20 protein-coding genes are annotated in these 23497 nt (G+C 62.1%); 14 read left to right on the top strand and 6 right to left on the bottom strand.

The annotated features are described in order from the left end of the window. Nucleotides 1-46 precede the first annotated feature (46 nt). Nucleotides 47-1069, top strand: a complete 1023-nt coding sequence (locus tag BFN67_RS15370; RefSeq protein ID WP_080920421.1) for a LacI family DNA-binding transcriptional regulator — start codon at nucleotides 47-49, stop codon at nucleotides 1067-1069. 36 nt (nucleotides 1070-1105) lie between these two features. Further along, nucleotides 1106-2095 (top strand): 2-hydroxyacid dehydrogenase, encoded by a 990-nt coding sequence (locus BFN67_RS15365; RefSeq protein WP_080920420.1) that lies wholly within the window; start codon nucleotides 1106-1108, stop codon nucleotides 2093-2095. 26 nt (nucleotides 2096-2121) lie between these two features. Here the strand turns inward: BFN67_RS15365 and BFN67_RS15360 are convergent, their stop codons facing one another. Then, a complete protein-coding gene (locus tag BFN67_RS15360) occupies nucleotides 2122-2895 on the bottom strand; it encodes a gamma-glutamyl-gamma-aminobutyrate hydrolase family protein (protein WP_080920419.1) in 774 nt (257 codons plus the stop codon). 657 nt (nucleotides 2896-3552) lie between these two features. On the opposite strand from BFN67_RS15360, the gene BFN67_RS15355 reads away from it, so the two are divergent. Next, entirely contained in the window at nucleotides 3553-4107 is a 555-nt protein-coding gene (locus BFN67_RS15355; protein WP_204842177.1) for a PTS sugar transporter subunit IIA, read from the top strand. 42 nt (nucleotides 4108-4149) lie between these two features. Beyond that, nucleotides 4150-5259: a TRAP transporter substrate-binding protein gene (locus BFN67_RS15350; RefSeq protein WP_080920417.1), complete on the top strand. Its 1110-nt coding sequence runs from the start codon at nucleotides 4150-4152 to the stop codon at nucleotides 5257-5259. Between the two features lie 345 nt (nucleotides 5260-5604). Here the strand turns inward: BFN67_RS15350 and BFN67_RS15345 are convergent, their stop codons facing one another. The 5 genes from BFN67_RS15345 to BFN67_RS15325 form a co-directional block, all read right to left on the bottom strand. Then, nucleotides 5605-7362, bottom strand: a complete 1758-nt coding sequence (locus BFN67_RS15345; protein WP_080920416.1) for a TRAP transporter large permease — start codon at nucleotides 7360-7362, stop codon at nucleotides 5605-5607. Next, complete coding sequence (locus tag BFN67_RS15340; RefSeq protein WP_080920513.1) at nucleotides 7359-7943, bottom strand: TRAP transporter small permease subunit; 585 nt, start codon at nucleotides 7941-7943, stop codon at nucleotides 7359-7361. The genes BFN67_RS15345 and BFN67_RS15340 overlap by 4 nt, the downstream gene beginning before the upstream one ends. 266 nt (nucleotides 7944-8209) lie before the next feature. After that, nucleotides 8210-9364 (bottom strand): PQQ-dependent sugar dehydrogenase, encoded by a 1155-nt coding sequence (locus BFN67_RS15335; protein WP_139789199.1) that lies wholly within the window; start codon nucleotides 9362-9364, stop codon nucleotides 8210-8212. A gap of 349 nt (nucleotides 9365-9713) precedes the next feature. Next, on the bottom strand, nucleotides 9714-10031 hold the full coding sequence (locus BFN67_RS15330) for a DUF1236 domain-containing protein (protein WP_080920415.1): 318 nt from the start codon (nucleotides 10029-10031) through the stop codon (nucleotides 9714-9716). Between the two features lie 423 nt (nucleotides 10032-10454). Further along, on the bottom strand, nucleotides 10455-11357 hold the full coding sequence (locus tag BFN67_RS15325; protein ID WP_080920414.1) for a branched-chain amino acid ABC transporter permease: 903 nt from the start codon (nucleotides 11355-11357) through the stop codon (nucleotides 10455-10457). 88 nt (nucleotides 11358-11445) lie between these two features. Between BFN67_RS15325 and BFN67_RS15320 the strand changes: the two genes are divergently transcribed. The 10 genes from BFN67_RS15320 to BFN67_RS15275 all read left to right on the top strand — a co-directional run bounded on the left by BFN67_RS15320 (nucleotide 11446) and on the right by BFN67_RS15275 (nucleotide 23496). After that, nucleotides 11446-12072, top strand: coding sequence for a CGNR zinc finger domain-containing protein (locus tag BFN67_RS15320; protein WP_080920413.1), 627 nt, complete (start codon nucleotides 11446-11448; stop codon nucleotides 12070-12072). Continuing rightward, nucleotides 12062-12589, top strand: a complete 528-nt coding sequence (locus tag BFN67_RS15315; protein ID WP_342587450.1) for a hypothetical protein — start codon at nucleotides 12062-12064, stop codon at nucleotides 12587-12589. Before BFN67_RS15320 ends, BFN67_RS15315 begins: the two co-directional genes overlap by 11 nt. A 104-nt stretch (nucleotides 12590-12693) precedes the next feature. After that, nucleotides 12694-16179 carry an indolepyruvate ferredoxin oxidoreductase family protein gene (locus BFN67_RS15310; protein ID WP_080920411.1) on the top strand — a complete coding sequence of 1162 codons (3486 nt, stop codon included), beginning with the start codon at nucleotides 12694-12696 and terminating at the stop codon, nucleotides 16177-16179. A 121-nt stretch (nucleotides 16180-16300) separates the two neighbouring features. Further along, nucleotides 16301-18622, top strand: coding sequence for a putative bifunctional diguanylate cyclase/phosphodiesterase (locus BFN67_RS15305; protein WP_080920410.1), 2322 nt, complete (start codon nucleotides 16301-16303; stop codon nucleotides 18620-18622). A gap of 251 nt (nucleotides 18623-18873) precedes the next feature. After that, a complete protein-coding gene (locus tag BFN67_RS15300) occupies nucleotides 18874-19644 on the top strand; it encodes an N-acyl amino acid synthase FeeM domain-containing protein (protein ID WP_245295274.1) in 771 nt (256 codons plus the stop codon). Nucleotides 19645-19720: 76 nt separating this feature from the next. Beyond that, nucleotides 19721-19870, top strand: coding sequence for a DUF3096 domain-containing protein (locus BFN67_RS15295; RefSeq protein ID WP_080920409.1), 150 nt, complete (start codon nucleotides 19721-19723; stop codon nucleotides 19868-19870). Between the two features lie 144 nt (nucleotides 19871-20014). Further along, entirely contained in the window at nucleotides 20015-20260 is a 246-nt protein-coding gene (locus BFN67_RS15290) for an aa3-type cytochrome c oxidase subunit IV (protein WP_080920408.1), read from the top strand. A gap of 107 nt (nucleotides 20261-20367) precedes the next feature. Further along, nucleotides 20368-21672: a Re/Si-specific NAD(P)(+) transhydrogenase subunit alpha gene (locus BFN67_RS15285; RefSeq protein ID WP_080920407.1), complete on the top strand. Its 1305-nt coding sequence runs from the start codon at nucleotides 20368-20370 to the stop codon at nucleotides 21670-21672. Then, nucleotides 21672-22094: an NAD(P) transhydrogenase subunit alpha part 2 gene (locus tag BFN67_RS15280; protein ID WP_080920406.1), complete on the top strand. Its 423-nt coding sequence runs from the start codon at nucleotides 21672-21674 to the stop codon at nucleotides 22092-22094. The genes BFN67_RS15285 and BFN67_RS15280 overlap by 1 nt, the downstream gene beginning before the upstream one ends. A 1-nt stretch (nucleotide 22095) precedes the next feature. Next, entirely contained in the window at nucleotides 22096-23496 is a 1401-nt protein-coding gene (locus tag BFN67_RS15275) for an NAD(P)(+) transhydrogenase (Re/Si-specific) subunit beta (RefSeq protein WP_080920405.1), read from the top strand. Nucleotide 23497: the final 1 nt, after the last annotated feature.

Below are 23497 nucleotides of genomic sequence, written 5' to 3'. Positions count from 1 at the left end.
GTGGCATAAGCCGGCTTTAAACTGTTTAAATCCGGAAGGCCCCGCCCTGGCACAGAAGATCAAGCTCTCGACGATCGCGGACGCGCTCGGTGTCTCGACCGCCACGGTGTCGCTGGCGCTGCGCGACAGCCCGCTGGTCGCCGGAACGACACGCGAGCGCATCAAGGAACATGCCCGCGAGATCGGCTATATCTACAATCGCCGCGCGGCTTCGCTGCGCACCTCGCGCTCCGGCATTGTCGGCGTCGTGGTGCACGACATCATGAACCCTTTCTATGCCGAGATCCTGCGCTCCATCGAGCATGAACTCGACCGCAGCCGGCAGACCTTCCTTCTGTCCAACCATTACGACCAGTTGGACAAGCAGCGCACCTTCATCGACACGCTTTTGCAGCTTGGCGCCGATGGCGTCATCATGTCGCCGGCCATCGACACGCCGGCATCCGATATTCTGGCCGCCGAAGGCAACGGCCTGCCGGCGGTGCTCATCGCGCGTGATGTCGAGGGCGCGCATGTGCCGGTCTTTCGCGGCGACGACGCCTATGGCACCGCACTTGCCACCAACCACCTGATCTCGCTCGGCCACAAGCGCATCGCCATGATCGGCGGCACCGACGATACCTCCACCGGGCGCGACCGCTATCACGGCTATGTCAACGCCATGGAGGCGGCGGGGCTGGAAGCGCGTGCGTCCTGGCGCATTCCCGGCCCGCGCACCAAGCAGGGCGGCTTCGAGGCGGCGAGCCATTTCCTTGCCCTCAAGGACAAGCCGACCGCCGCCTGCTGCTGGAACGATCTGGTCGCCATCGGCCTGATGAACGGCATTTCCCGCGCCGGCCTGACGCCGGGCGTCGACATTTCCGTGACCGGTTATGACGATCTGGAGGAGGCGGCCATCGCAACGCCGGCGCTCACCACCGTCTGGAACGGCCAGCGCGAGGTCGGCCGCCGTGCGGCAAGCGCCCTTCTCGACAAGCTGAACGGCCAGACACTGCGCCCCAATGAAGAACTGATCCGGCCCGAACTCCATGTACGCCAGTCCACCGCGCGCCCGGTGGTGCGTCTCTGATCTTTCCATTCTCGTCCATGAATAGCGAAATCTCCCATGACATCTGACCTTAGCTCCATTCCCGTCCTTGTCGCCGGCAAGTTGCATGAGCATGCCATTGCCCGCATCCGCGACACGTTCAGGCTGGTGACGATCGAGCAAATCGACCCTTCGCTGCTGACCGCCGAAATGCGCGAGACCGTGCGCGGTGTTGCGGCCGCGCCGGTCGTCGGCGGCTCCTTTGTCGGGCCGCAATTTTTGCAGGCGCTGCCGAAGGTCGAGATCGTCGCCAATTTCGGCGTCGGCTATGACGGCGTCGATGCCGCCTATGCCGGCAAGAACGGCATCATGGTCACCAACACGCCCGACGTGCTGACCGAGGAGGTTGCCGATTCCGCTGTGGGCCTGCTGATCTCGGCCATCCGCGAATTTCCGCGCGCCGAGGCGTGGCTGCGCGCCGGCAACTGGGTGACGAAGGGCCATTACCGCGTCACGCCGCTGACCCTGCGCGAGCGCCGCATCGGCATTTTCGGCCTTGGCCGAATCGGGTTGGCTGTCGCGCGCCGGCTGGAACCTTTCGGATTGCCGATCGCCTATCACAACCGCCGCCCGGTGGAGGGCGTTTCCTATACGTATCATTCGAGCCTGAAAGCGCTGGCGGAAGCGGTCGACACGCTGATCTGCGTCGCTCCCGGCGGGGCTGCGACGGAAAAGGCGATCAATGCCGAAATTCTGGCCGCACTCGGGCCGACCGGCGTTCTGGTCAATATCGGCCGTGGCTCGACAGTGGACGAGGCGGCTCTGGCTGCGGCGCTGACCAATGGCACTATCGCCGCTGCCGGCCTCGATGTCTTCGCCGATGAACCGAACGTGCCGCAGGCTTTGCTCGATGCGCCCAACACGGTGCTTTTGCCGCATGTCGGCTCGGCCTCGGTTCATACGCGCCGCGCCATGGCCGATCTGTGCGTGGACAATCTGGTGACGTGGTTCAGCGAGGGCAGGGCGCGAACGCCGGTCGCCGAGACGGTGAACGTGAAGGCGCGCTGACTTACCCGCCCCACAAGGGGGAACCGCTACTCCGCTGCCGCGCGTACGCCGTGCCTGGCGGTGGCATGCGCCCGCACCGCATCGCCGAAAGCCTTAAACATTTTTTGCGAGATGCTGTCCGACTTCACCCAATATTCAGGGTGCCATTGCACGCCGACCGCGAAGGCGCGGGCATCGCGCACCGAGACCGCCTCCACCGTGCCGTCTTCGGCCACCGCCTCGGCCTGCAATTTCGGCCCCAGCCGGTCGATCGCCTGCCGGTGAACTGAATTGACCTTGATTTCGCCGGCTCCGAACACGCCGGCCAAGCAACTTCCGGGCTTGATCGACAGTGTCTGGCGAATGGCGAAACGCTCGTCCTGAATGTCGCTTGGCGGCGCGCGATGGTCGAGCGCGCCTTCGCGATCCTGGATTTCGGTTGCCAGCGTGCCGCCGAGCGCGACGTTCATTTCCTGAATGCCGCGGCAGATCGCCAGGAGCGGCACACCGCGCTCCACCGCCTTGCTGATCAGCGGGAGGGTGGTAGCGTCGCGCGCCGGGTCGTATGGCCCGTTCTCCTCGCTGGCATCGCCACCATAAAGCGAGGGATGGACGTTAGATTTCGAGCCGGTGATCATCACCCCATCGACGCCTGAAAGAAGTTCATCGAGGTCGAGTTTCTCACCGAGCGAAGGCAGCAGCACCGGCAGCACGCCGGCGCCCAGTAGCGCGGCTTCCAGATATTGCTGCGGCGCGGCATGCCAAATGTAGTTCTCGAACTGCTTGACGTCGGTAGAAACGGCAACGAGGGGCTGAAGCATTTTGGCCGGAATCCATTATGGGTGCTGCGCATACAAAATAGGTGATTGTAACGAACTTTGCCAATGGCAACTTGCTTGAAGCTCAGGCCCTGGTCCGCAGAATGCGCGGGCGGGCCTGACAGGGAGCCAAATATCTGACAGAAAAAGGAAAATCCAGATCGGCCGGGAACGGGGTGCCTTGAAAATGCCGTCGTCAGACCCCATATGGGAAGGCATGTGCATGGATACCTTCATCAGAGTTTCGAGGCTTGCCGGAAAAGGACGCGACCTTTCCCGGAGCGGGCCGCTTAACCCTGAAACCCGCACATAATACCTGCTCCGGGACATTCGATAATTGCGGTTCATTCTGCGGCGCTTTGGCGTCGCACCGATGGAGCGTAACATGAGAATTGTCCGTTCACGACATATCTGCCCTTCCTGCAACCGCACGCTGCCAAGGGCCGCTGCGCGGTGCCCGTGGTGCATTGCATCGCTTGTTGTCCCTTTCGCCTTCACCGATCAGCCGCGCTCCCGCATCCATAGCCCGGCGCGGACGCGGGGCAGGGTCGGCATTTCGGGCGCGGTTGAGCGAACCGACTGAATTATCGCCGTTCTTGTCTCGTGGCTTTTGCCGGCACGCATTCGCGCTCGGCAAAAAGCGGCAAACTCATGGAGGCTATGATGGAGATCGGTGATATCCTGCGCGAGCAGGACGTGGTGATCCGCATGCCGGCGAAGGGAAAGCGGTCCGCCTTGACCAGGATCGCGGCTCAACTCGGCAACAATGTCGGCAAGGGTGTAGGCGAGGTGCTGACGGCGCTGCAACGCCGGGAACGTCTCGGCTCGACGGGCATCGGTCACGGCGTCGCTGTGCCACATGCGCGGATCGAGGGCATTGCCGGTCCCGTGGCCATGATGGCGACATTGCAGGAGCCTGTCTGGTTCGGTTCGCCCGACAATGATCCGGTCGACCTGCTTCTGGCATTCCTGTGGCCGAGTTCGGACATGGCCGGCTTCCTGCCGACACTTGCCAGCTTCTGCCGTCTTCTGCGTCAGCCCGAACTGCGCGCGCGACTGCGCGGCTCCGATTCGCCTGCCGAAGCGCGGGCCTGGCTCGCGTTTTTTGACGAGAAGGGCACGCGAGGTCCGTCTCAACTTGGCGGTGAGGCGCGTCAAGGCGCATTGAAGCCGGTCATGGGAATTGCGCGTCAAACCGTTCCGTGCTCAGTTTAGGGTCCTGCCCCTGAACTATCAATATTGACGCGAGAGGACTTCATGGATCGTCGTTCATTCATCCGCAAGGCGGGTGTCACCGGCGCGGGCGCGGCTGCTGCCGCCGCGACGCTTGCCGCACCTGCCATCGCCCAGTCGAACCCGAAGGTGTCGTGGCGTCTGACCTCGTCCTTTCCGAAATCGCTCGATACCGTCTATGGCGGCGCCGAGGTCATGTCGAAAATGGTTTCGGAAGCGACCGACGGCAATTTCCAGATTCAGGTGTTTGCCGGCGGCGAACTGGTGCCGGGGCTGCAAGCGGCCGATGCGGCGGCCACCGGTACGGTCGAGGCCTGTCATACGGTGGGTTATTACTACTGGGGCAAGGATCCGGTCTGGGCGCTGGCCTCCGACGTTCCTTTTTCGCTCAACGCGCGCGGCCGCAATGCCTGGCACTATCATGGCGGCGGCATCGATCTCTACAATGCATTCCTGGCCAAGCAGGGCCTGTTCGGCCTGCCCGGCGGCAACACCGGCACGCAGATGGGCGGCTGGTTCCGCAAGGAGATCAACACGCTGGAGGACATGAAGGGCCTCAAGATGCGCATCGCGGGCTTTGCCGGCAAGGTCATGGAAAAGCTCGGCGTCGTGCCGCAGCAACTGGCCGGCAGCGATGTTTATCCGGCGCTGGAAAAGGGCACCATCGACGCCGCCGAGTGGGTCGGCCCCTATGACGACGAGAAACTCGGCTTCCAGAAAGTCGCGCCCTATTATTACTATGCCGGTTGGTGGGAAGGCGGCCCGACTGTCCACTTCATGTTCAACAAGGAAAAATACGAAGGGCTGTCGCCTGCCTACAAGGCGCTGTTGCACACCGCCTGCCAGGCGGCCGATGCGAACATGCTGCAGAAATACGATTATGTGAATCCGCCGGCGCTGCGCTCGCTGGTGGAAAAGGGTGCGCAATTGCGGCCGTTCAATCAGGAAATCCTGTCGGCCTGCTTCGACGAGTCGGCAAAGATCTATGCCGAGATGTCGGCCTCCAATCCGGATTTCAAGACCATCTGGGATTCGATCGTCGCGTTCCGCAAGGAGCACTATCTGTGGCAGCAGGTGGCCGAATACAATTTCGACACCTTCATGATGCTGCAACAGCGCGCCGGCAAGCTCTGAATGTCTGATCCGAAAGTCGCCATGCCAGGCTGAAACCGGCGATTTCTGCGCGTCCGCTGCTCACGTACCTTATACCAGAGGTCTTGGACGTTGACACATCCAGGACGCCTCAATCGCCGGCGCAGCCCATCCGGGCCACTTGGCTTTCGCGCCAACGGGCGCGGCGCGCAGTCGCGCGCTCCAACGGTCATTCAAAATGACCGTTGGTATTATGTACGCTGCGCTCCGGTTCTCGAAATCACCCGTTTCGCCCGGCCTGCCACCCTTTTGATTCAGACATTGAGGCTTGGCACATCTGCCACCGTAAAACCCCGGAGCGTCGCTCCGGGGTTTTGTTTACGCATTTCAATTGAAGCTTGGCGGCTGCGAAAGATCCGGCGCCGGCGGTGCGGCGGGCTTTGCCGGCGTCGTGCCGAAATTCGGCGGTTGCGACAGATCGGGCGCGGCTGGTGAGGCCGGCTGCGCGCCGATCTGCGGCAGGGACAGGCCGGGCAGTTGCGGCAGCTTGATGACCGCGGGTGCGGAGTTCACCGGCTCGTGCTTGTAGCGCATCACCATCTGGGGGAAGGCGATGGTGATGCCGATCATCAGGATCTGGATGCACACGAACGGCACCGCGCCCCAGTAGATCTGGCCTGTCGTGACCGGCGCGATCTGCTTGCCGGTGATGCGATCGAGATAAGGCACCCGCGCGGCGACCGAGCGCAAATAAAACAGCGCGAAGCCGAAGGGCGGGTGCATGAACGAGGTCTGCATGTTGATGCCGAGCAGCACGCCGAACCAGATCAGATCGATGCCGAGCTTGTCGGCCGCCGGCGCCAGCAGCGGAATGATGATGAAGGCAAGCTCGAAGAAATCGAGGAAGAAGGCCAGGAAGAACACGATCAGGTTGACGAAGATCAGGAAGCCGGCCTCGCCGCCGGGCAGCGATGTCAGGAGATGCTCGACCCAGACATGACCGTTGACGCCGTAAAAGGTCAGCGAAAAGACGCGCGCGCCGATCAGGATGAACAGCACGAAGGAGGACAGCCGCGTCGTCGAGGCGAGCGCCTGTTTGATCAGGTCCAGCGTCAGCCGCCGCTTCAGCGCCGCCATGGCCATGGCGCCGACCGCACCCATCGCGCCGCCTTCGGTCGGGGTCGCGATGCCGAGGAAGATGGTGCCCAGAACGAGGAAGATCAGCGCCAGCGGCGGGATGAGCACCATCACCACCTGTTGCGCCAGCCGCGACATCAGGTTGAGGTTCAGCGCCTTGTCGGCGAGCGCCACGACATAGATGACGATGATGCCGACCGAAGCGCCAAGGATTTCGGCGTTTTCGCCATGCACCGGCTCAAGATAGCGATAGGCGGCGTAGGATACGGCCACCGTGACGACCAGCGCGAGGATCAGCGAGGTCACCCCATGACCGAGCGTGCGTGCTTCGGGCGGCAGCGCCGGCATGGATTTCGGCCGCACGATCGACATCACCAGCACATAGCCGAGATAGAGACCGGTGAGCACGAGGCCCGGCACCAGCGCGCCGGAATACATGTCGCCGACCGAGCGGCCCAGTTGGTCGGCCAGCACGATCAGAACCAGTGAGGGCGGGATGATCTGCGCCAGCGTTCCCGAGGCTGCGATGACGCCTGAGGCCAGCCGCCGGTCATAGCCGTAGCGCAGCATGATCGGCAGCGAGATCAGCCCCATGGCGATGACCGATGCCGCGACCACGCCGGTGGTGGCCGCCAGAAGCGCGCCGACGATGATGACCGCATAGGCAAGGCCGCCGCGGATCGGCCCGAACAATTGCCCGATCGTGTCGAGCAGGTCCTCCGCCATGCCGGAGCGTTCCAGCACGATGCCCATGAAGGTGAAGAACGGGATGGCCAGCAGCGTCTCGTTCGCCATCACCCCGCCATAGAAGCGGTCGGGCAGGGCGTGCAGGAGCGGCCATGAAAGATTGATGCTGCCGTGCGAATAGGGCGCAAGCTCCACGCCGATGAAGAAGAACAGCAGTCCGTTGGCGGCGAGCGAAAAAGCAACGGGGTAGCCGATCAGCATGAAGACCACCAGCGAGCAGAACATGATCGGCGCCATGTTCTGGGCGATGAAGTCGATCATTGGCGCACCTCGTCGACGATTTCCTGGGCTTCGCGTTCGGCCTGCTGGTGGGCCGAGACGAAAGGCGCCGGATCGTCCATGTTGCCGCTGATCACCGCGATCTTCTTGATGGCTTCGGAAATGCCTTGCAGCCACAGGAAGAAGAAGCCGCCGAGCAGCGCCGCCTTGGCCGGCCAGATGATCAGCCCGCCGGCATTGGTGGACATTTCACCGCTTCCGAAGGACCGGCCGACATAAGGCACGAGGTAGAACAGCATCAGCGTGGCGAACGGCATCAGGAAGAACAAATGGCCGAAAAGGTCGATCCAGTGCTGCACCCGGCGTGGAAACAGGCCATATATGATGTCGATGCGGATATGTTCGTTCTGCTTGAGCGTATAGGCGGCTGCCAGCAGGAAGGCCGCGCCGAACAGATACCATTGCAGTTCCAGCCAGGCATTGGATGAGATATCGAAGGTTTTGCGGATAATGGCGTTTCCGGCGCTGACGACGATCGACGCCAAAATCAGCCAGGACACCCATTTGCCGACAAACTCGTTGATCCGGTCGATGGCGCGCGCAACGGCTGCCAACACCGCCATGCGGCGGTCGAAGGCGACGGTCAGGATGGTGGCAACGACGACGACAATCAGGATGACCAGCAAGGCGCACACGGAAGAAGAAGCGCGGGCAGCGTCGATCAGCGCGTTGATGGCTTCCATAGGGTTCCTCTCGAGGACAGGCGCTGCCGCACATGGAATGGTTCGACGCGCCTTTTGGCCCAACCGTATGGCGACCGTGGTCCGGCCCGTCAACTCACACGCAAATGCTGTGGGTCATCAATAGGGGAAAACGTCGAGGAACCGCTTCAGCCGTCCGGACGCTCGGGCGTGAGGCGCAGCAGATGGCCGGGTTCGTCGTCCTCGATGATCCAGACGGCTCCGTCGGGGGCGACGGCGACATCACGTATGCGCGCGCCCATGCCCCAGCGATCGGCTTCGTCGGGCCGGCCATCGGAGCCGAAAGCGACGCGAACGAGCGCATGCACCGCAAGGCCGCCGATCAACGCCGAGCCTTGCCATTGCGGAAACATCGGGCCTTCGTAAAAGGCAAGGCCGGCAGGGGCGATCACAGGCGTCCAGTAGACGGCCGGAGACGCGAATTCGGGTCGCGTGTCGTGGTCGGGAATTTTGGCGCCGCTGTATTCGTCTCCATTGGAGACAACCGGCCAGCCGTAGTTGCGACCGGGCTCGATCAGGTTCAGTTCGTCGCCGCCGCGCGGACCCATTTCATGCAGCCACAATCGTCCGTCGGGCGCGAAGGCCAGGCCGTAGGGGTTGCGATGACCTGTCGTCCAGGTCTGCGCCTGTATCCCGCCTTTTCCGGCGAGAGGGTTGTCCGGCGGCGTGCTACCGTCGAGGTTGAGACGCAGCACCTTGCCGCGTGCCTGGTCGGGGTCCTGGGCGCTGGCCGGCCGCATACGGTCGCCGACAGTCAGGAAAAGATGAGTTCCTTTTGGATCGAAGGCGATGATGCCGCCCGGCTGCCCGCCTCCGCCTCCCGGCGTCTGCCGCCAGATAACCGTCCGATCGGTAAGCGTTGCACCGTCGCCTGAAACGGAAAGCGTGGCGCTGCTCAGCACGAGGCGACTGCCGCCATCATCTGGCGCGACATAGGTGAAGTAGATGCGTGAGCTGGTTGCGAAATCCGGGGAAGGGGCAATGTCGAGCAGTCCGTTCTGGCCGGACGCGGCAACCTCGGGCATATTGCCGATTTCGATCTTCTGCCCTTCCTGGCTGACGAGAAATATCCGGCCCGGCTTTTCGGTGACGAGCATCCTTCCATCCGGAAGGAAAGCGATCGCCCAGGGTGTGTCGAATTCGGCCACGGGCTGAACGGCGAAAGGGCGAGTGGCGCTTGCCATGTGGTCGCCGGCATTGATGCTTTGAGCCCGCACGGCGCTGTTGCACATGAGGGTTGCCGCCATGGCGAGCGATGCCATGAATGTCTTGCGCCAGGTCATGCGCGCTTCGTCCTCCATAATCGCTGTCTCTTCATTAGAATAGACACGATGCCGCGCGCTGAGTAGGCCACAAAACGGACAGTCGGAGATAGACGACACGCCGGCGGGCGGCGGATGCGACAGCTATCGCCCGATAAGATAACCTGCTCGCGATATCGCTCATTGGCTACCCGTTCCCGCCCTCGTCGGCGGGAGAGGATGTGGCGCTTTCACAGGCGGACCGCCTGCCGCGCAGAAACAGGCCTGCGCTGGAAGCATTCCGACCTGCTTCCAGCGCAGTCGCCCGACAAGGGCGCTCGACAAGGGGCGCGATATGCGCCCCTGTCGAAGAGGCACATCAGTGCAGGATCTAGACGATTTCGTGGGTCTCGGGATCCACGATGACAGTCTGGTCGTCAATCACGGTATAGCGATAGGTTGCATTGGGAACTTCGTGGAGCTCGACCGTATCGGGCACTTTCGATCCCAGTGCCAGTTCCAGTCCGAGGATATTCACCGAAGCAACCGGATTCTTATGCACATACTCCCGGATCACAGTCTGCTGCTCCGGCTGGATGACCACCGTGTCGGGTTGGGGGGCCGGTACGATGACCGTGTCCTGCGCGTTGGCTACGCCCATCGTCATCAGTATCGCGCATGCGACGTAGGCTGGAAGAATCGTTTTCATCGGTTCTCTCCTTTCGAGCAAGATTGCTCGGGAAGAACCACATCGAGGCATCCTCGTTCCCAACTGAATTAAGGTCTTTTTGCGACATTCCTTATCATCTGTTCCTGCCACAAAGACGTCCGGAAACAGGGAACCTTTCCGTAAATCCCGAGTTTGGCGGGTGATCCTCCCAGGGATCGCGAAGGCGCATATTTTGTGCCGTTGGCGCCCGTTTGCCACCCCTCCTGGCAAACGGGCGCTTTCTTGGATCAACGACCATATTCGATATTTCCTGACCCTAAGGTTCCGCTGGCGTTGTCAACACCGCATACCGGCACCAAAGCCAAGCCGCCTCGCGCCATGGGAGGCAAGCCGACGTCGGGTAACGCATCCGCCGGAGACATGCGTCAATTCAATGACCAAGTGCATGGGATGAATCCGGCTTCAGATCGTCTTGGCGTCACGGTTGCTGCCGATCAGCACCAGGAGCAGGGCAAGGAGGCCGAGCATCCAGGCATCGCGCCATTCGATTGGAAAATAGCCGGCCCAAAGCGATTCCGCCATGCCGAATGCCGCCGCGCCCAGAGCCGCATAAGCCGGTGACAAATAGCCGCCGACGGCAGTGACGAACAGCACCTTCAAGCCGTAGGTCAATCCAGCGCCGAAGCCGATATTGCCATAATAAAGCGCGGCCATGATGCCGGCGAGCGCCGCGAACAGGCCCCCTGCAAGTATGGCGCGGGTAAAGATCAGGCCGGGGTCGATGCCGCAAAGCGCTGCCGCCTGCGGGTCATCGCAGACTGCCCGCCAGTTGCGGCCGAAACTGGTGCGGGCAAGCAGCAGGCCAGCCACGAGCAGCACGGCAATTGCGAGCCCGCAGTTCATCAACTGGATCACGGTCAGCGTGGCATGGAAATTCGGCCCGGCTGCCAGCACCACCGGATAGGCCAGCATTGGCGGCAGCCAGTAGTCATGCGTGTCGGCGGCGATGCGCGAAAGTTCCTGCAAGACGATCAGCACGCCGAGCGTTGCCGCCGCAATGGCGTTGGGTGAGCGAGTGGCCAGCGGTGCGAATACGCCCGCGGCAAGCAGCCGTCCGAGCAGCACGGCATAGATGAAGGCGGCCAGCACGCCGAGCGCGATAGTGGCGGGCAGCGTCAGCCAAAGCACCTGCCAGCCATAGACGGCCACCAGGATCAGCGTCTGCCCGCTAAAGGCGAAGATGCCGCCATAGGCGAGGTTGGTTCGGTGCAGGATGCCGTTGGTCAGCGCATAGCCGAAGGCGAGCAGCGCATAGAGCGCGCCGGAATGCAGCCCGTTCAGCACCTGCTGGAGGAAATAGAGCATTCCGCAACCTTTCGCGGCGCGATGGCGGGAGACAGGCTGCATCGCCTATTCTAACTTGTCAAATGTAGTTTATAAGTTAGATTGGCCTATGGCAGTTTCCTGGACCCCGCACCGCTTTTCAGGTGGCGTGCTTGCGCTCGATGCCGCCAACACAGTCGTGTTGCGCGGCGATCCGCGAACGTTCGACCGTTTGGCCGATCCGATGGAAATCGCCCGCTTCGCCGACGCTGCCAGCATCTTTCGCGCCGACGAATTGGGCGGGCGACCGCTCGTTGCACCGGAGCCGGAAAAGATCGCGGCGACGGTGGTGGGCATCCGCGAGGCGACGGACCGGTTGTTTCGCGGCGCGGCCATGGCAAATGGCGGCATGGAAACAACGGCGTTGCCGCCGTTTCTGAACGCCTGTTCCAAAGGATTTGCCGGGGAAAGCATGATGCTCGGCGCGCCAGCACAACCCTTCGGCGATCCGGGCATGCCGCTGCCGTTCGAGACGGCGCTCGCGATCTCCGCGTTGTCGCTGCTGGACGCTTCCAGGCGCGCGCGGCTTAAAATCTGCCGGAACTGCAACTGGCTGTTCCTCGACCGCAGCCGCAATGGCAGCCGGCTGTGGTGCGACATGGCGGTATGCGGCAACCGCCGCAAGGCACGCCGGCACTACCTGCGAAAGAGGGGCGCGGGGGCCGTAAAGGACAATGGGGAGGTTGATGATGGTTAATCCGGTCTCGCGTGCGGCATTCGCGCTCGCGGTCTTCACGGCAGCGGCGCTGGTCGGCGCCTGCCGTGACACGGGCAAGCAGGCATTGTTCGAGATTTCCGGCCGGCTCGTGGTTTTCAACTATCGCGAGGCGACGCTGACCTATCTGGTCACGCTCAATCCGCTGAGGCCTATCGAGGAAGGCCAGACAATCACCACCACCATGGACAATCCGGCAGGTGGCGGGCCATTGGTCTTCTCGCAAAAGCTGTTTGTCGGTCACACCAAGGTGACGATTGAAAGCCCTGAACTGGAATGCGTGGTCAAGGATCGGCCCTACAAGGTTGCCATCACGGTGAAGAGCAAGGCCGGCAAGGTGCTGCAGACGATCGAGACGACGATGGTCTCGGCGCAAGACCAGGATATGCTGCCTGACCGGCCTCTCGTCGTCGGGTCGGGCTACGATCCCAATCCCGAACTTGCCGGCCATCCGGACGGGCGGCTTCCCGGCGGACGCGGCGTTACCTGTCCAGCATAGAGTCGAGCCTGGCCGCTTGACCTGCATAGCTGGCGGGGGAAGGATGCCGAATCCCGATCCGGCGGCCCCGCCGTTTTGCCCGGCGCTGGCAGAGGAAAAGCCTTATGACGCTGCACGACGTCGCGCTCGACGACAAATACGATCTCGCCAGGGAGCGCGTCTTTGTCTCCGGCTCGCAGGCGGTCATCCGCATGCTGTTGATGCAGCGTGAGCGCGACCGGTGCGCTGGCTTGAATACAGCCGGCTTCGTTTCCGGCTATCGCGGCTCGCCGCTTGGCGGTCTCGATCTGCAATTATGGAAGGCACGGACGCAACTCGGTGCAGCCGAGATCGTTTTCCAGCCCGGTCTTAACGAAGAGCTTGCGGCTACTGCCTGCTGGGGCTCGCAGCAGGCCGAACTGATGGGCGAAGGCAGGTATGACGGCGTCTTTTCGCTCTGGTACGGCAAGGGGCCGGGCGTCGACCGTTCCGGTGACGTCTTCCGTCATGCCAATCTAGCCGGAAGCTCGCGGCACGGCGGTGTTCTCGCTCTGATGGGCGACGACCACATGGCCGAATCCTCGACCAATGCGCATGCCACCGAGTTTCACTTCGTCGATGCCATGATGCCGGTGCTGAACCCGGCCGGCGTGCAGGAGATCATCGACTACGGCCTGCTGGGCATCGCCATGTCGCGCTTTTCCGGCACCTGGACGGCGATCAAATGCGTCAAGGACAATATCGAGTCGACGGCGGCGGTGGAGGCCGGCCTCAATCGGGTGAACAGCGTCGTTCCCGAATTTGATATGCCGCCGGGCGGGCTCAACATCCGCAACGAGTTGAACCAGCTTGGCCAGGAAGCCCGGCTGCACGAGGCCAAGCGCGACGCGGTCTCCGCCTTCATCGAAGCGAACGGGCTGAACCGCATCGTCTATTCCGGCGGAGCCAAGCCGAAGCTCGGCATTGTTACCGTCGGCAAGAGCTATCTCGACGTGCGCCAGGCACTGGAGGATATCGGCGTCGACGAGGCGGCGGCCAACCGCATCGGCATAAGGCTGTTCAAGGTCGGCTGTCCGTGGCCGCTCGATTACCGGCACGTCGCCGAGTTCGCGCGCGGCCTCGACACGGTGGTTGTGGTGGAAGAAAAGCGCTCGCTGATCGAAGTGCAATTGCGTGAGCACCTTTATGGCACCGCCATCCAGCCGGAGATCATCGGCAAGAAGGATGAGCACGGCGACTGGCTGTTTCCGGCCAAGGGCGCGCTCGACCCCAACGACATCGCCATTGCGCTGGGCGAGCGTATCCTCAAGGTCATCGGCCCGTCGGAAGAGATCGCCGCGCGTATTGCCAAGCTGAAGCAGTTTCAGGCGATGCTGACTGAAACGCAGGATATCGGCGCGCGCACGCCGTTCTTCTGCTCCGGCTGTCCGCACAATTCCTCGACGAAAGTGCCAGAGGGCTCGCTGGCCGCCGCCGGCATCGGCTGTCACTTCATGGCGCTGTGGATGGACCGTTCGACGGTCGGCTTCACCCAGATGGGCGGCGAGGGCGCGCAGTGGATCGGTCAGGCACCATTCTCGAAGCGTGGTCACATCTTCCAGAACCTCGGCGACGGCACCTATAACCACTCCGGTTCGCTGGCGATCCGCTTCGCGCTCGCTGCCGGCACCGACATCACCTACAAGATCCTCTATAACGATGCCGTCGCCATGACGGGCGGCCAACCGCATGAGGGCGAGTTGACGGTCGGCATGATTGCCGCCCAGCTTCGCGCCGAGGGTGTGGAGCGTATTGCCGTCGTCACCGACGAGCCGGGCAAATATGCCGGCCATACGGTCTTTCCGGCGCGAACCACCATTCATGGCCGCCATGAACTTGACCGCGTGCAGCGCGAACTGCGCGAAGTGAAGGGCGTTTCCGTCCTGCTCTACGACCAGACCTGTGCGGCGGAAAAACGCCGTCGCCGCAAGCGCGGCACCTTTCCCGACCCCGACAAGCGCGTCTTCATCAACGAACTGGTCTGCGAGGGCTGCGGCGATTGCGGCGTCGCCTCCAATTGCGTGTCGATCCAGCCGGTCGAGACGGAATTCGGGCGCAAGCGCCGCATCGACCAGTCATCCTGCAACAAGGATTTTTCCTGTATCGACGGCTTTTGCCCGTCATTCGTGACCGTTCATGGTGGCAAGATCAGGAAGGCGGGCGGCATTGCTGGCAATACCGATCCGCTGGATGGCGTTCCCGCGCCTCAGCCGTTCCGGCTCGACAGGGATGGTTGGGCCGGTATCATCGACGGCGTCGGCGGCACCGGCGTCGTCACTATTGGCGCAATCCTCGGGATGGCGGCGCATCTGGAAGGCAAGGGCTGCGGCATGATCGACATGACCGGCCTTGCCCAAAAGGGCGGTTCGGTTTTCACCCATGTCCGCATTGCCGAAACGCCGGACGATATTCACGCGATCCGCGTTTCAGCCGGCAAGGCCGATCTGGTCCTCGGTTGCGATCTCGTCGTTTCAGGCTCGGCAAAAGTGCTGTCTTCCGTGCGCGAGGGCCATACGCTGTTTGTCGCCAATACCGCTGAAACCATGCCGGGCGAGTTCACTCGTTCCGCCGATTTCTCGCTGCCGACCGAGCGCCTGAAACGGGCGATCCGCACCGCAGCCGGCGACGAGCGGGCGCATTTCTTTGATGCGTCGCGCACGGCAACAGTGCTGTTCGGCAATTCGCTCGGCGCCAACATGTTCATGCTGGGCTTTGCCTTCCAGCATGGCGGCCTGCCGCTTTCCGCCGAGGCGGTGGAAAAGGCGATTGAGCTGAATGGCCAGGCAGTCGGCATGAATGTTTCCGCCTTCCGCTGGGGCCGGCGCGCCGCTCAGCAACCCGACTTTGTCCACTCGCTTGTCCAACGGCAGGGCAGGGCACCCGAACCGGTGGCGCAGACGCTTGATGAAATCATCGCAAGGCGGGTCGCCTTCCTCACCGCTTATCAGAATGCTGCCTATGCGAAGCGCTATGCCGAGCGCATCGCGGCCTTGCGGATGGTGGAGGAGAAGGCCGTGTCCGGCTCTACGATTGTCAGCGAGGCGGCGGCAAGAAACCTGTTCAAGCTGATGGCGGCAAAGGACGAATACGAGGTTGCCAGGCTTTACACCGACCGCAGTTTCGCCCGTAGCATGGCGGAGCAGTTCGAAAGCTATGAGAAGCTCGAATTTCATTTGGCTCCGCCGCTTCTTGCCCGACGCGACTCCGATGGACGCCCCGGCAAGATGCGGTTCGGACCCTGGATGATGAAGGCTTTTCGGCTGTTGGCGACTGCCCGGCGGTTGCGCGGCACCGCGATCGACGTCTTCGGCTATACAGCCGAGCGGCGCACCGAGCGTGCATTTCTCGCCCGCTACGAAGCCGATCTCGATCTGGTCGCAAGGGCTTTGTCACCGGGCCGGGCCCCCGATCATATCGAAGCAGCGGCGGCACTTGCCTCGGTGCCCGCACTGGTTCGTGGCTACGGTCATGTCCGGATGGCAGCCATGGACAAAGCCGAGGCTGAGCGGCAAAGGCTGGTTGCGCGCCTGCGGGCATTTTCGGCGCCGTCCCGGCTGGAGGCGGCGAAATAGGCACGGGGAAAATTTATTGAACACGCTGATTCTTCGTGCGCTTTCAGCGTCTTCCGCTGCGTTCTAAGGCTTTTTTAATGCGACTGTGACAAGGGTTGGTTCCCCAGCGTGGGAACCGCACGTGTCTGTTACGAGAACAAAAGAACTGCCGGACGACATTTACGTCCCGTTCGTAGAAACTTTGTTTCGCGACGGCGTGTCTCTTGTCATCGGCATTCTATCGCAATTCACGCTGATTTCACTGGTCTGGCTGAAGACCGGCGACCGGGTCTACCTGGCCGTCGCACTTCTGCTGGTGGTCGTAGGTGTCTTGCGTCTGCTGGATATGCGCCGCGTGTCGCGCCTGCCGCCGGCTACGACACGCAGGCAGGCACGCAAGCGGGAAAACCGCTATATCGTCTATGGCGCCATGCATGGCGCAGTGCTTGGCATTTTCAGCCTTGTCGCCATATACACCGCACAGGACAATTTCTCGGAAACCGCGGCGGTCTGCATATCGCTGGCAACCGCCACCGGCATTGTCGGCCGCAATTACGGCTCGCCGCGCATGGTGGTCATCCTCGTCGTCGCGCTGAGCCTGCCGATGGCGCTGGGCTTTGTCATGCGCGGCGATGTGTATCACGTTATCCTGGGGCTGCTTTGTATTCCCTTCCTGGCCGCCATGTATCGCTACGCCGATACGGTCCGTGACGTGCTTTTTACGGCCATTTCTTCGGAGAAGCGGGCAAATCGGCTTGCCGGCCGCTTCAACCGGGCGCTGAACACCATGTCGCATGGGCTCGTCATGCTTGGGCCGCAGGGGCGTGTCGTCGTTGCCAATGCCGAAGCCGCGCAACTGATGGCGATGAAATCGCCGGACCTGCTTTTGGGCCGCACGGTGCGTTCGCTGCTGTTGCGCGGCGTTGCCGGCAAACTGCTTACCGTGAACGATTGCCGTTATGTCGAGGCGCAGTTGACCCGCGCCTTGCGCGAAGGCCGCAACCGCAAGGTTCTGGTCGGGCTCACCAATGGCCAGCACTATGAATTCTCGGCGCGGGAGGGCAACCAGGAACTCGGGGTCGTCACCTTCGAGGACGTGACCGCCCGCGTGAAGGCGGAAGAACGTATCCGCTTCATGGCGCGCTACGACAGCCTGACCGGACTGGTCAACCGCGCCTATTTTCACCAACTCGTCACGGCTGTCATGGCTTCCGGCGACAGGAACAGGCTTTGCGGCATCGTCACGCTCGACCTCGACGATTTCAAGAGCGTCAACGATACGCTGGGCCACCCGGTTGGCGACGGACTGATCTATGCGGTCGCGGAAAGAATACGGAAGCTGTCGGGACCGGGCGTTCTGGTCAGCCGCTTCGGTGGCGACGAATTCATGATTTTCTTCGACCATGTTTCGGGTGAGGAGGAAATCGGCCGGTTGCTCGACAAGGTCTTTGCCAATCTCCAGGGCGAAGTCGATGTCGCCGGCCATGCGCTGCGCATCCAGGCCAGCGCCGGTGCCGTTCTGGCGCGGGCAGGCGATACCGATGTCGATGAGATGATCGTGAAGGCCGACCTTGCACTCTACAATGCCAAGGATGCGGGCAAGAATGGCTGGCGACTGTTTGAGGCGGCTATGGATGCAGCCTTCCGCAATCGCCAGGCCATGAAGGCGGACCTGCGCAGCGCCGTCGAAACCGGATCGCTGCGTGTCGTTTATCAGCCGATCATCGCGACCGAGACCATGCGCATTGCCGGATGCGAGGCGCTGTGTCGCTGGGATCATCCCGAACTCGGCCCGGTCTCACCGGCCGTGTTCATTCCTCTCGCCGAGGAAATGGGTATCGTCGCCGATATCAGCACCTTCATGCTCAACGCCGCTTGTGCGGAATGCGCGAAATGGCCGGGCGACACGGCCGTCTCCGTCAATCTGTCGGCCAAGGATTTCCGCGACCGCGTCGTCGTCGCCAAGGTTCGAGATGCACTGGCGGCATCGGGGCTTGCGCCGGACCGGCTGGAGATCGAAGTCACCGAAACCGCATTGCTCGACGACAAGGCGGCAACACGCGAGCTGATCGGCGAGATCAAGGCGCTCGGCGTGCGCATCGCGTTGGACGACTTCGGCACCGGTTATTCGAGCTTGAGCTATCTGCACAAACTGCCGCTTGACAAGATCAAGATCGACCGCAGTTTCCTGATGGATGTGACCGGCGATGCCCGTTCGCTGGAATTGCTGAAGGGCATCGTCAAGCTGACACGCTCGCTCGGCCTTGCGGTCACTGTCGAAGGGGTGGAGAGCTTCGAGCAACTCAACATCCTTGCCGGAGAGGTGCATCCCGATCTTGTTCAGGGCTTCCTGTTCGGCTCGGCGCTCAGCGCGTCTGGTATCGAAACCATGTCGACCAAGGTGTGGCCCTTCGCGCAGGCGATCGATCCGGTCAAACGTCCGGCACTGGCGGAGCGGATTTGACATTTGCATCGCAGGGCGCCCAGACATTTGCCTGAGCACATCATCAGGCGGATGCAAATGTTTGAATCAACCGCCAGGCTGAGTTGCCCGCCTGCCTTTATTCCCGTCTTCTGCAATAAAGATTCTGCCGATCTTGCCTTTGCATGTGCGTTAAGGTTAACGCAAAGTAAACAGGAAGCGTTTCATTTAAATCTTTACAGTCGGCGCGCAACCCGTAGGCTTTGATCGGGGTTGACTGACGGGGAATCGCAATGAAGACCGAGTTGGATATGCCGCACGATGCGGCGGAACGGCGCGCGGCGCCGCAAGCTTCGCGTCTCGCCGAGAAGGTTTCGGCGTTGTTGGAGCGTACCGAATACAGGCGGTGCGACAAGGGTGAGGATCTCGAGGACATCTACCGGCTGCGCTACAAGTCTTACCGCTCCAATGACATGATCCCCGACAGCGAGAACCATGTCATCAGCGACGAGCTTGACGAGGCGCCGAATGTTCATCGCTTCGGCGTCTATGTCGATCAGGAACTGGTCAGCACCATGCGCATTCACCATGTGACGCGCGAAACACCGATGTCGGCCTCGACGAAAGCGTTCGGCGACATCGTCTATCCGATGCTGGACCAGGGACTGACCTTCGTTTGCATGAGCCGGCAGGCCTCCGATCCGGAATGGTCGAAGGTTTATGCCCAGCTTCCCTATCTCACCATGCGGCTGGCGGGCATGGCATGCTTCTATTTCGAGGCGCCTTATGGACTTTCAGTGGTGCGCGACGATCATGCCGGCTTCTACAAGCGCATCTATTATTCCGAACAGATCAGCGACGCGCGCGGCTATCCGGGCGTGTTCAACAAGGTGATCCTGTTTCGCACCGATGCATACGGCAACCGGGAACGCTTTTATGCGCGTTTTCCTTTTTTCCGGTCCACGCCGGTCGAACGCCGATTACTGTTCCAGCCATTGGGAGAAGGCGAACTGGCGCCGCTGACCATCTTGCCGACGGCCAAATATTACAGCGCTGCAGCCTGAGATTCGGCTTTCATGGAGCCTAATCGGTTTCCGGCCGTTGAAAGTGGCAGTGAACCAGAACCATGGAGGCAGCCCAATGACCCTTTCCACGATAGCGCTGACGCCGCTCGTCTCGCTGATTGCCGGCGTGCTCATTCTGATCGTGCCGCGGCTGCTCAACTACATCGTCGCTATCTACCTGATCCTGATCGGCTTGCTTGGGCTGTTTCCGAGCCTCGCTCACTGAGAAAACCTCGTGGCGGCACCGCCGCTACCTTGGCTTTTTGGTTTTTTTGAAGCTGTTTGGCACTGGTAATGCGGCATTAGTGCCATTGCCCTCGGCGGTGGTTTTCGCTATGTGCCCTGAAGATGAATTCGGAGGATTACTGCCATGGCTGACCACGCAACGACTGGGCCGGTCGAACTCGGCGCCGATATGGACTATGCCGAGCATGAGAAGACCTATCGCGGATTCACGATGCTCGCCAAATATGGCTCGCTCGTCTGTGCCGCGACGCTGATCGCGATGGCCTTCGGTTTCTTCGTCGGCGGCTTCTTCTCCGCTACGATCCTGTTCATCCTGATCGTGGCAATCGGCAGCTATCTGACCCGCGATCTGCCGACACACATCCATTGACGGCGCAGGCAGCGCCTTCCTTTGGGCGTCCATGAGGCCTCGCATTCTTCGCTGCCGGCGCGCTGATTTTCGCGTCCAGTCGAGTTTCCAGCCAAAAGGATCATGCGGTGGGGCAGACGGTTTTCATTCCTCGGGAATTGGACGTCACTGAAGGCCGCGTGGCGGCTTCACCGGATACGGTGAAGCGCATGGCCGGACTTGGCTTCGACATTATCGTTGAAAAGAGCGCCGGCAAGGCCTCCCGCATTACCGACGAAGATTTCACCAGGGCGGGTGCTGCCATCGGCAAGGCCGCGGATGCCGCCAAGGCCGATGTGGTGCTGAAAGTGCGCCGCCCGACCGACGCCGAGTTGAAGGGCTACAAAAAGGGCGCGGCCGTTCTCGCCATCATGGACCCTTACGGCAACGACGCCGCCGTGGCCGCGCTCGCCAAGGCGGGCGTGACGGCCTTCGCCATGGAATTCATGCCGCGCATCACCCGCGCGCAGTCGATGGACGTGTTGTCCAGTCAGGCCAATCTTGCCGGCTATCAGTCGGTGATCGATGCGGCTGGCGAATACGATCGCGCTCTGCCGATGATGATGACGGCGGCCGGCACCGTGCCTGCCGCCAAGGTGTTCGTCATGGGCGTCGGCGTCGCCGGCCTGCAGGCCATTGCCACCGCGCGCCGGCTCGGCGCTGTCGTTACCGCGACGGATGTGCGTCCCGCCGCCAAGGAACAGGTCGCCTCGCTCGGCGCCAAATTCATCGCCGTCGAGGACGAGGAGTTCAGGCAGGCCGAGACGGCGGGCGGCTATGCCAAGGAAATGTCGAAAGACTATCAAGCCAGGCAGGCGGCGCTGACGGCGGAACACATCGCCAAGCAGGATATCGTCATCACCACGGCGCTGATCCCCGGCCGTCCGGCGCCGAAACTGGTCTCGGCGGCGATGGTCGCCTCGATGAAGCCGGGTTCGGTCATTGTCGATCTCGCCGTCGAGCGCGGCGGCAATGTCGAGGGCGCGGTGGCCGGCAAGGTCGTGACATCGGCGAACGATGTGAAGATTGTCGGTCATCTGAACGTGCCCGGTCGTGTCGCCGCATCCGCATCGCTGCTCTATGCCAAGAACCTGTTCGCCTTCCTTGAGACGATGATCGACAAGGACACGAAGCAGTTCGCGATCGACCGCAGCGACGAACTGGCCAAGGCGACCATGCTGACGGACGGTGGCAGCATCGTGCATCCGACCTTCGCCAAGGCCGCGCAAAAGCCATATGTGGAGCCGGCGGCCATTCCGGCCACCACGATGGTCGCCGATGCAGGGACTGCGCCCAGGCGCGGCGCCGCGAAGAATGCCACGGCTCCGAAAAAGACCGCTGCTCCGAAACGGAAGCCGGCCAGCAAGTCCGCCAAGGATGAGGGGATCGCCTGATGGATGCCTTGCAGAAAGCTCTCGACCAACTCGATCAGGCATCTGCCGCCGTGCGGCTCGCCATTCAGGATCTGGCCAATGGCAATGGCGCCACCGAGGCCGCAGGCAATGCCGCGCACGCGCTTTCGGGCGGCGCGATCGATCCTTTCGTTTTCCGCCTCGCCATTTTCGTGCTGGCGATCTTCGTTGGCTATTATGTGGTCTGGTCCGTCACGCCGGCGCTGCATACACCGCTGATGGCTGTCACCAACGCCATTTCCTCGGTGATTGTCGTCGGCGCGCTTCTGGCGGTCGGAATTTCGGCCACAGGAGCGGCCACCGGCTTCGGTTTCATCGCCTTGACGCTCGCTTCGGTGAATATCTTCGGTGGGTTCCTCGTCACCCAGCGCATGCTGGCCATGTACAAGAAGAAGGACAAGTGACGTGTCGGTGAACCTCGCTTCCTTCTTCTACCTCATCTCCGGCATTCTGTTCATTCTGGCGCTGCGCGGCCTGTCGCATCCCACCACCAGCCGCAAGGGCAATGTCTACGGCATGGTCGGAATGGGTATCGCCATTCTCACCACACTGGCGTTGGCCGTTCCCTCGGCCGGCGGCTTCGGCCTGATCGTGCTTGGACTGGCCATTGGCGGCGGCATCGGCGCCTATATCGCGCGCCGTATCGCCATGACGGCGATGCCGCAACTCGTCGCGGCGTTCCATTCGCTGGTCGGCTTCGCCGCTGTGATGGTGGCTGCCGCGGCTCTCTATGCGCCGGAAAGCTTCGGCATCGGCTCGCCAGGCGCCATTCATGGGCAGGCATTGGTGGAACTGAGCCTGGGCGTTGCCATCGGCGCCATCACCTTCACCGGTTCGGTCATCGCTTTCTTGAAGCTCGACGGCCGCATGTCCGGCAAGCCGATCCTGCTGCCGGCCCGCCATCTGGTGAACATTGCGCTGGGCGTTGCGCTTGTCGTGCTCGTCATTGCGCTGGTCGGCACCGAATCCAAGGCGGTCTTCTGGTTGATCGTGCTTCTGTCGCTGGCGCTCGGCGTCCTGCTCATCGTGCCGATCGGCGGCGCCGACATGCCGGTCGTCATCTCCATGCTGAATTCCTATTCCGGCTGGGCGGCGGCGGCGCTTGGCTTCACGCTCGGCAATCTGGCGCTCATCATTACCGGCGCGTTGGTCGGCTCGTCAGGTGCGATCCTGTCCTACATCATGTGCAAGGGCATGAACCGCTCGTTCATTTCCGTCATCCTTGGTGGCTTCGGCGGCGATACGGCGAGTGCGTCCGCCGACGATGGCGTCGAGCGCACCGTCAAGCAGGGCTCTGCCGACGATGCCGCCTATCTGATGATGAACGCGCAGAAGGTCATCATCGTGCCGGGTTACGGCATGGCGGTGGCCCAGGCACAGCATGCCCTGCGCGAGATGGCCGACCGCCTGAAGGCAAATGGCGTCGAGGTGAAATACGCCATTCATCCTGTCGCCGGTCGCATGCCTGGCCACATGAACGTGCTGCTTGCCGAAGCCAATGTTCCGTATGACGAAGTGTTCGAACTGGAGGATATCAACTCCGAGTTCGCGCAGGCCGATGTCGCCTATGTCATCGGCGCCAACGACGTCACCAATCCGGCGGCCCGTGACGACAAGTCATCGCCTATCTACGGCATGCCGATTCTGGAGGTCGACAAGGCGCGCACCTGTCTGTTCGTCAAGCGTTCGCTCGGCTCCGGCTATGCCGGAATCGACAACACGTTGTTCTACAAGGACGGCACCATGATGCTGCTCGGCGATGCAAAGAAGATGACCGAGGATATCGTCAAGGCTTTCGATCACTGAG

Origin of the sequence: Manganibacter manganicus, from assembly GCF_002075885.1 — a bacterium.
Lineage (GTDB): Bacteria > Pseudomonadota > Alphaproteobacteria > Rhizobiales > Rhizobiaceae > Mesorhizobium > Mesorhizobium manganicum.
The sequence above is the reverse complement of the archived record's forward strand: the minus strand, read 5'-3'. Positions and strand labels throughout refer to the sequence as shown.

Excerpts from the sequence above, each read along its gene's own strand:
- BFN67_RS15320 (WP_080920413.1), top strand. The coding sequence starts at position 11,446 with ATGGCAGTTTCCTGGACCCCGCACCGCTTTTCAGGTGGCGTGCTTGCG.
- BFN67_RS15365 (WP_080920420.1), top strand. The coding sequence starts at position 1,106 with ATGACATCTGACCTTAGCTCCATTCCCGTCCTTGTCGCCGGCAAGTTG.
- BFN67_RS15290 (WP_080920408.1), top strand. The coding sequence starts at position 20,015 with ATGGCTGACCACGCAACGACTGGGCCGGTCGAACTCGGCGCCGATATG.
- BFN67_RS15300 (WP_245295274.1), top strand. The coding sequence starts at position 18,874 with ATGAAGACCGAGTTGGATATGCCGCACGATGCGGCGGAACGGCGCGCG.
- BFN67_RS15280 (WP_080920406.1), top strand. The coding sequence starts at position 21,672 with ATGGATGCCTTGCAGAAAGCTCTCGACCAACTCGATCAGGCATCTGCC.
- BFN67_RS15330 (WP_080920415.1), bottom strand. The coding sequence starts at position 10,031 with ATGAAAACGATTCTTCCAGCCTACGTCGCATGCGCGATACTGATGACG.
- BFN67_RS15325 (WP_080920414.1), bottom strand. The coding sequence starts at position 11,357 with ATGCTCTATTTCCTCCAGCAGGTGCTGAACGGGCTGCATTCCGGCGCG.
- BFN67_RS15340 (WP_080920513.1), bottom strand. The coding sequence starts at position 7,943 with ATGGCGGTGTTGGCAGCCGTTGCGCGCGCCATCGACCGGATCAACGAG.
- BFN67_RS15310 (WP_080920411.1), top strand. The coding sequence starts at position 12,694 with ATGACGCTGCACGACGTCGCGCTCGACGACAAATACGATCTCGCCAGG.
- BFN67_RS15295 (WP_080920409.1), top strand. The coding sequence starts at position 19,721 with ATGACCCTTTCCACGATAGCGCTGACGCCGCTCGTCTCGCTGATTGCC.
- BFN67_RS15315 (WP_342587450.1), top strand. The coding sequence starts at position 12,062 with ATGATGGTTAATCCGGTCTCGCGTGCGGCATTCGCGCTCGCGGTCTTC.
- BFN67_RS15360 (WP_080920419.1), bottom strand. The coding sequence starts at position 2,895 with ATGCTTCAGCCCCTCGTTGCCGTTTCTACCGACGTCAAGCAGTTCGAG.
- BFN67_RS15350 (WP_080920417.1), top strand. The coding sequence starts at position 4,150 with ATGGATCGTCGTTCATTCATCCGCAAGGCGGGTGTCACCGGCGCGGGC.
- BFN67_RS15335 (WP_139789199.1), bottom strand. The coding sequence starts at position 9,364 with ATGACCTGGCGCAAGACATTCATGGCATCGCTCGCCATGGCGGCAACC.
- BFN67_RS15355 (WP_204842177.1), top strand. The coding sequence starts at position 3,553 with ATGATGGAGATCGGTGATATCCTGCGCGAGCAGGACGTGGTGATCCGC.
- BFN67_RS15345 (WP_080920416.1), bottom strand. The coding sequence starts at position 7,362 with ATGATCGACTTCATCGCCCAGAACATGGCGCCGATCATGTTCTGCTCG.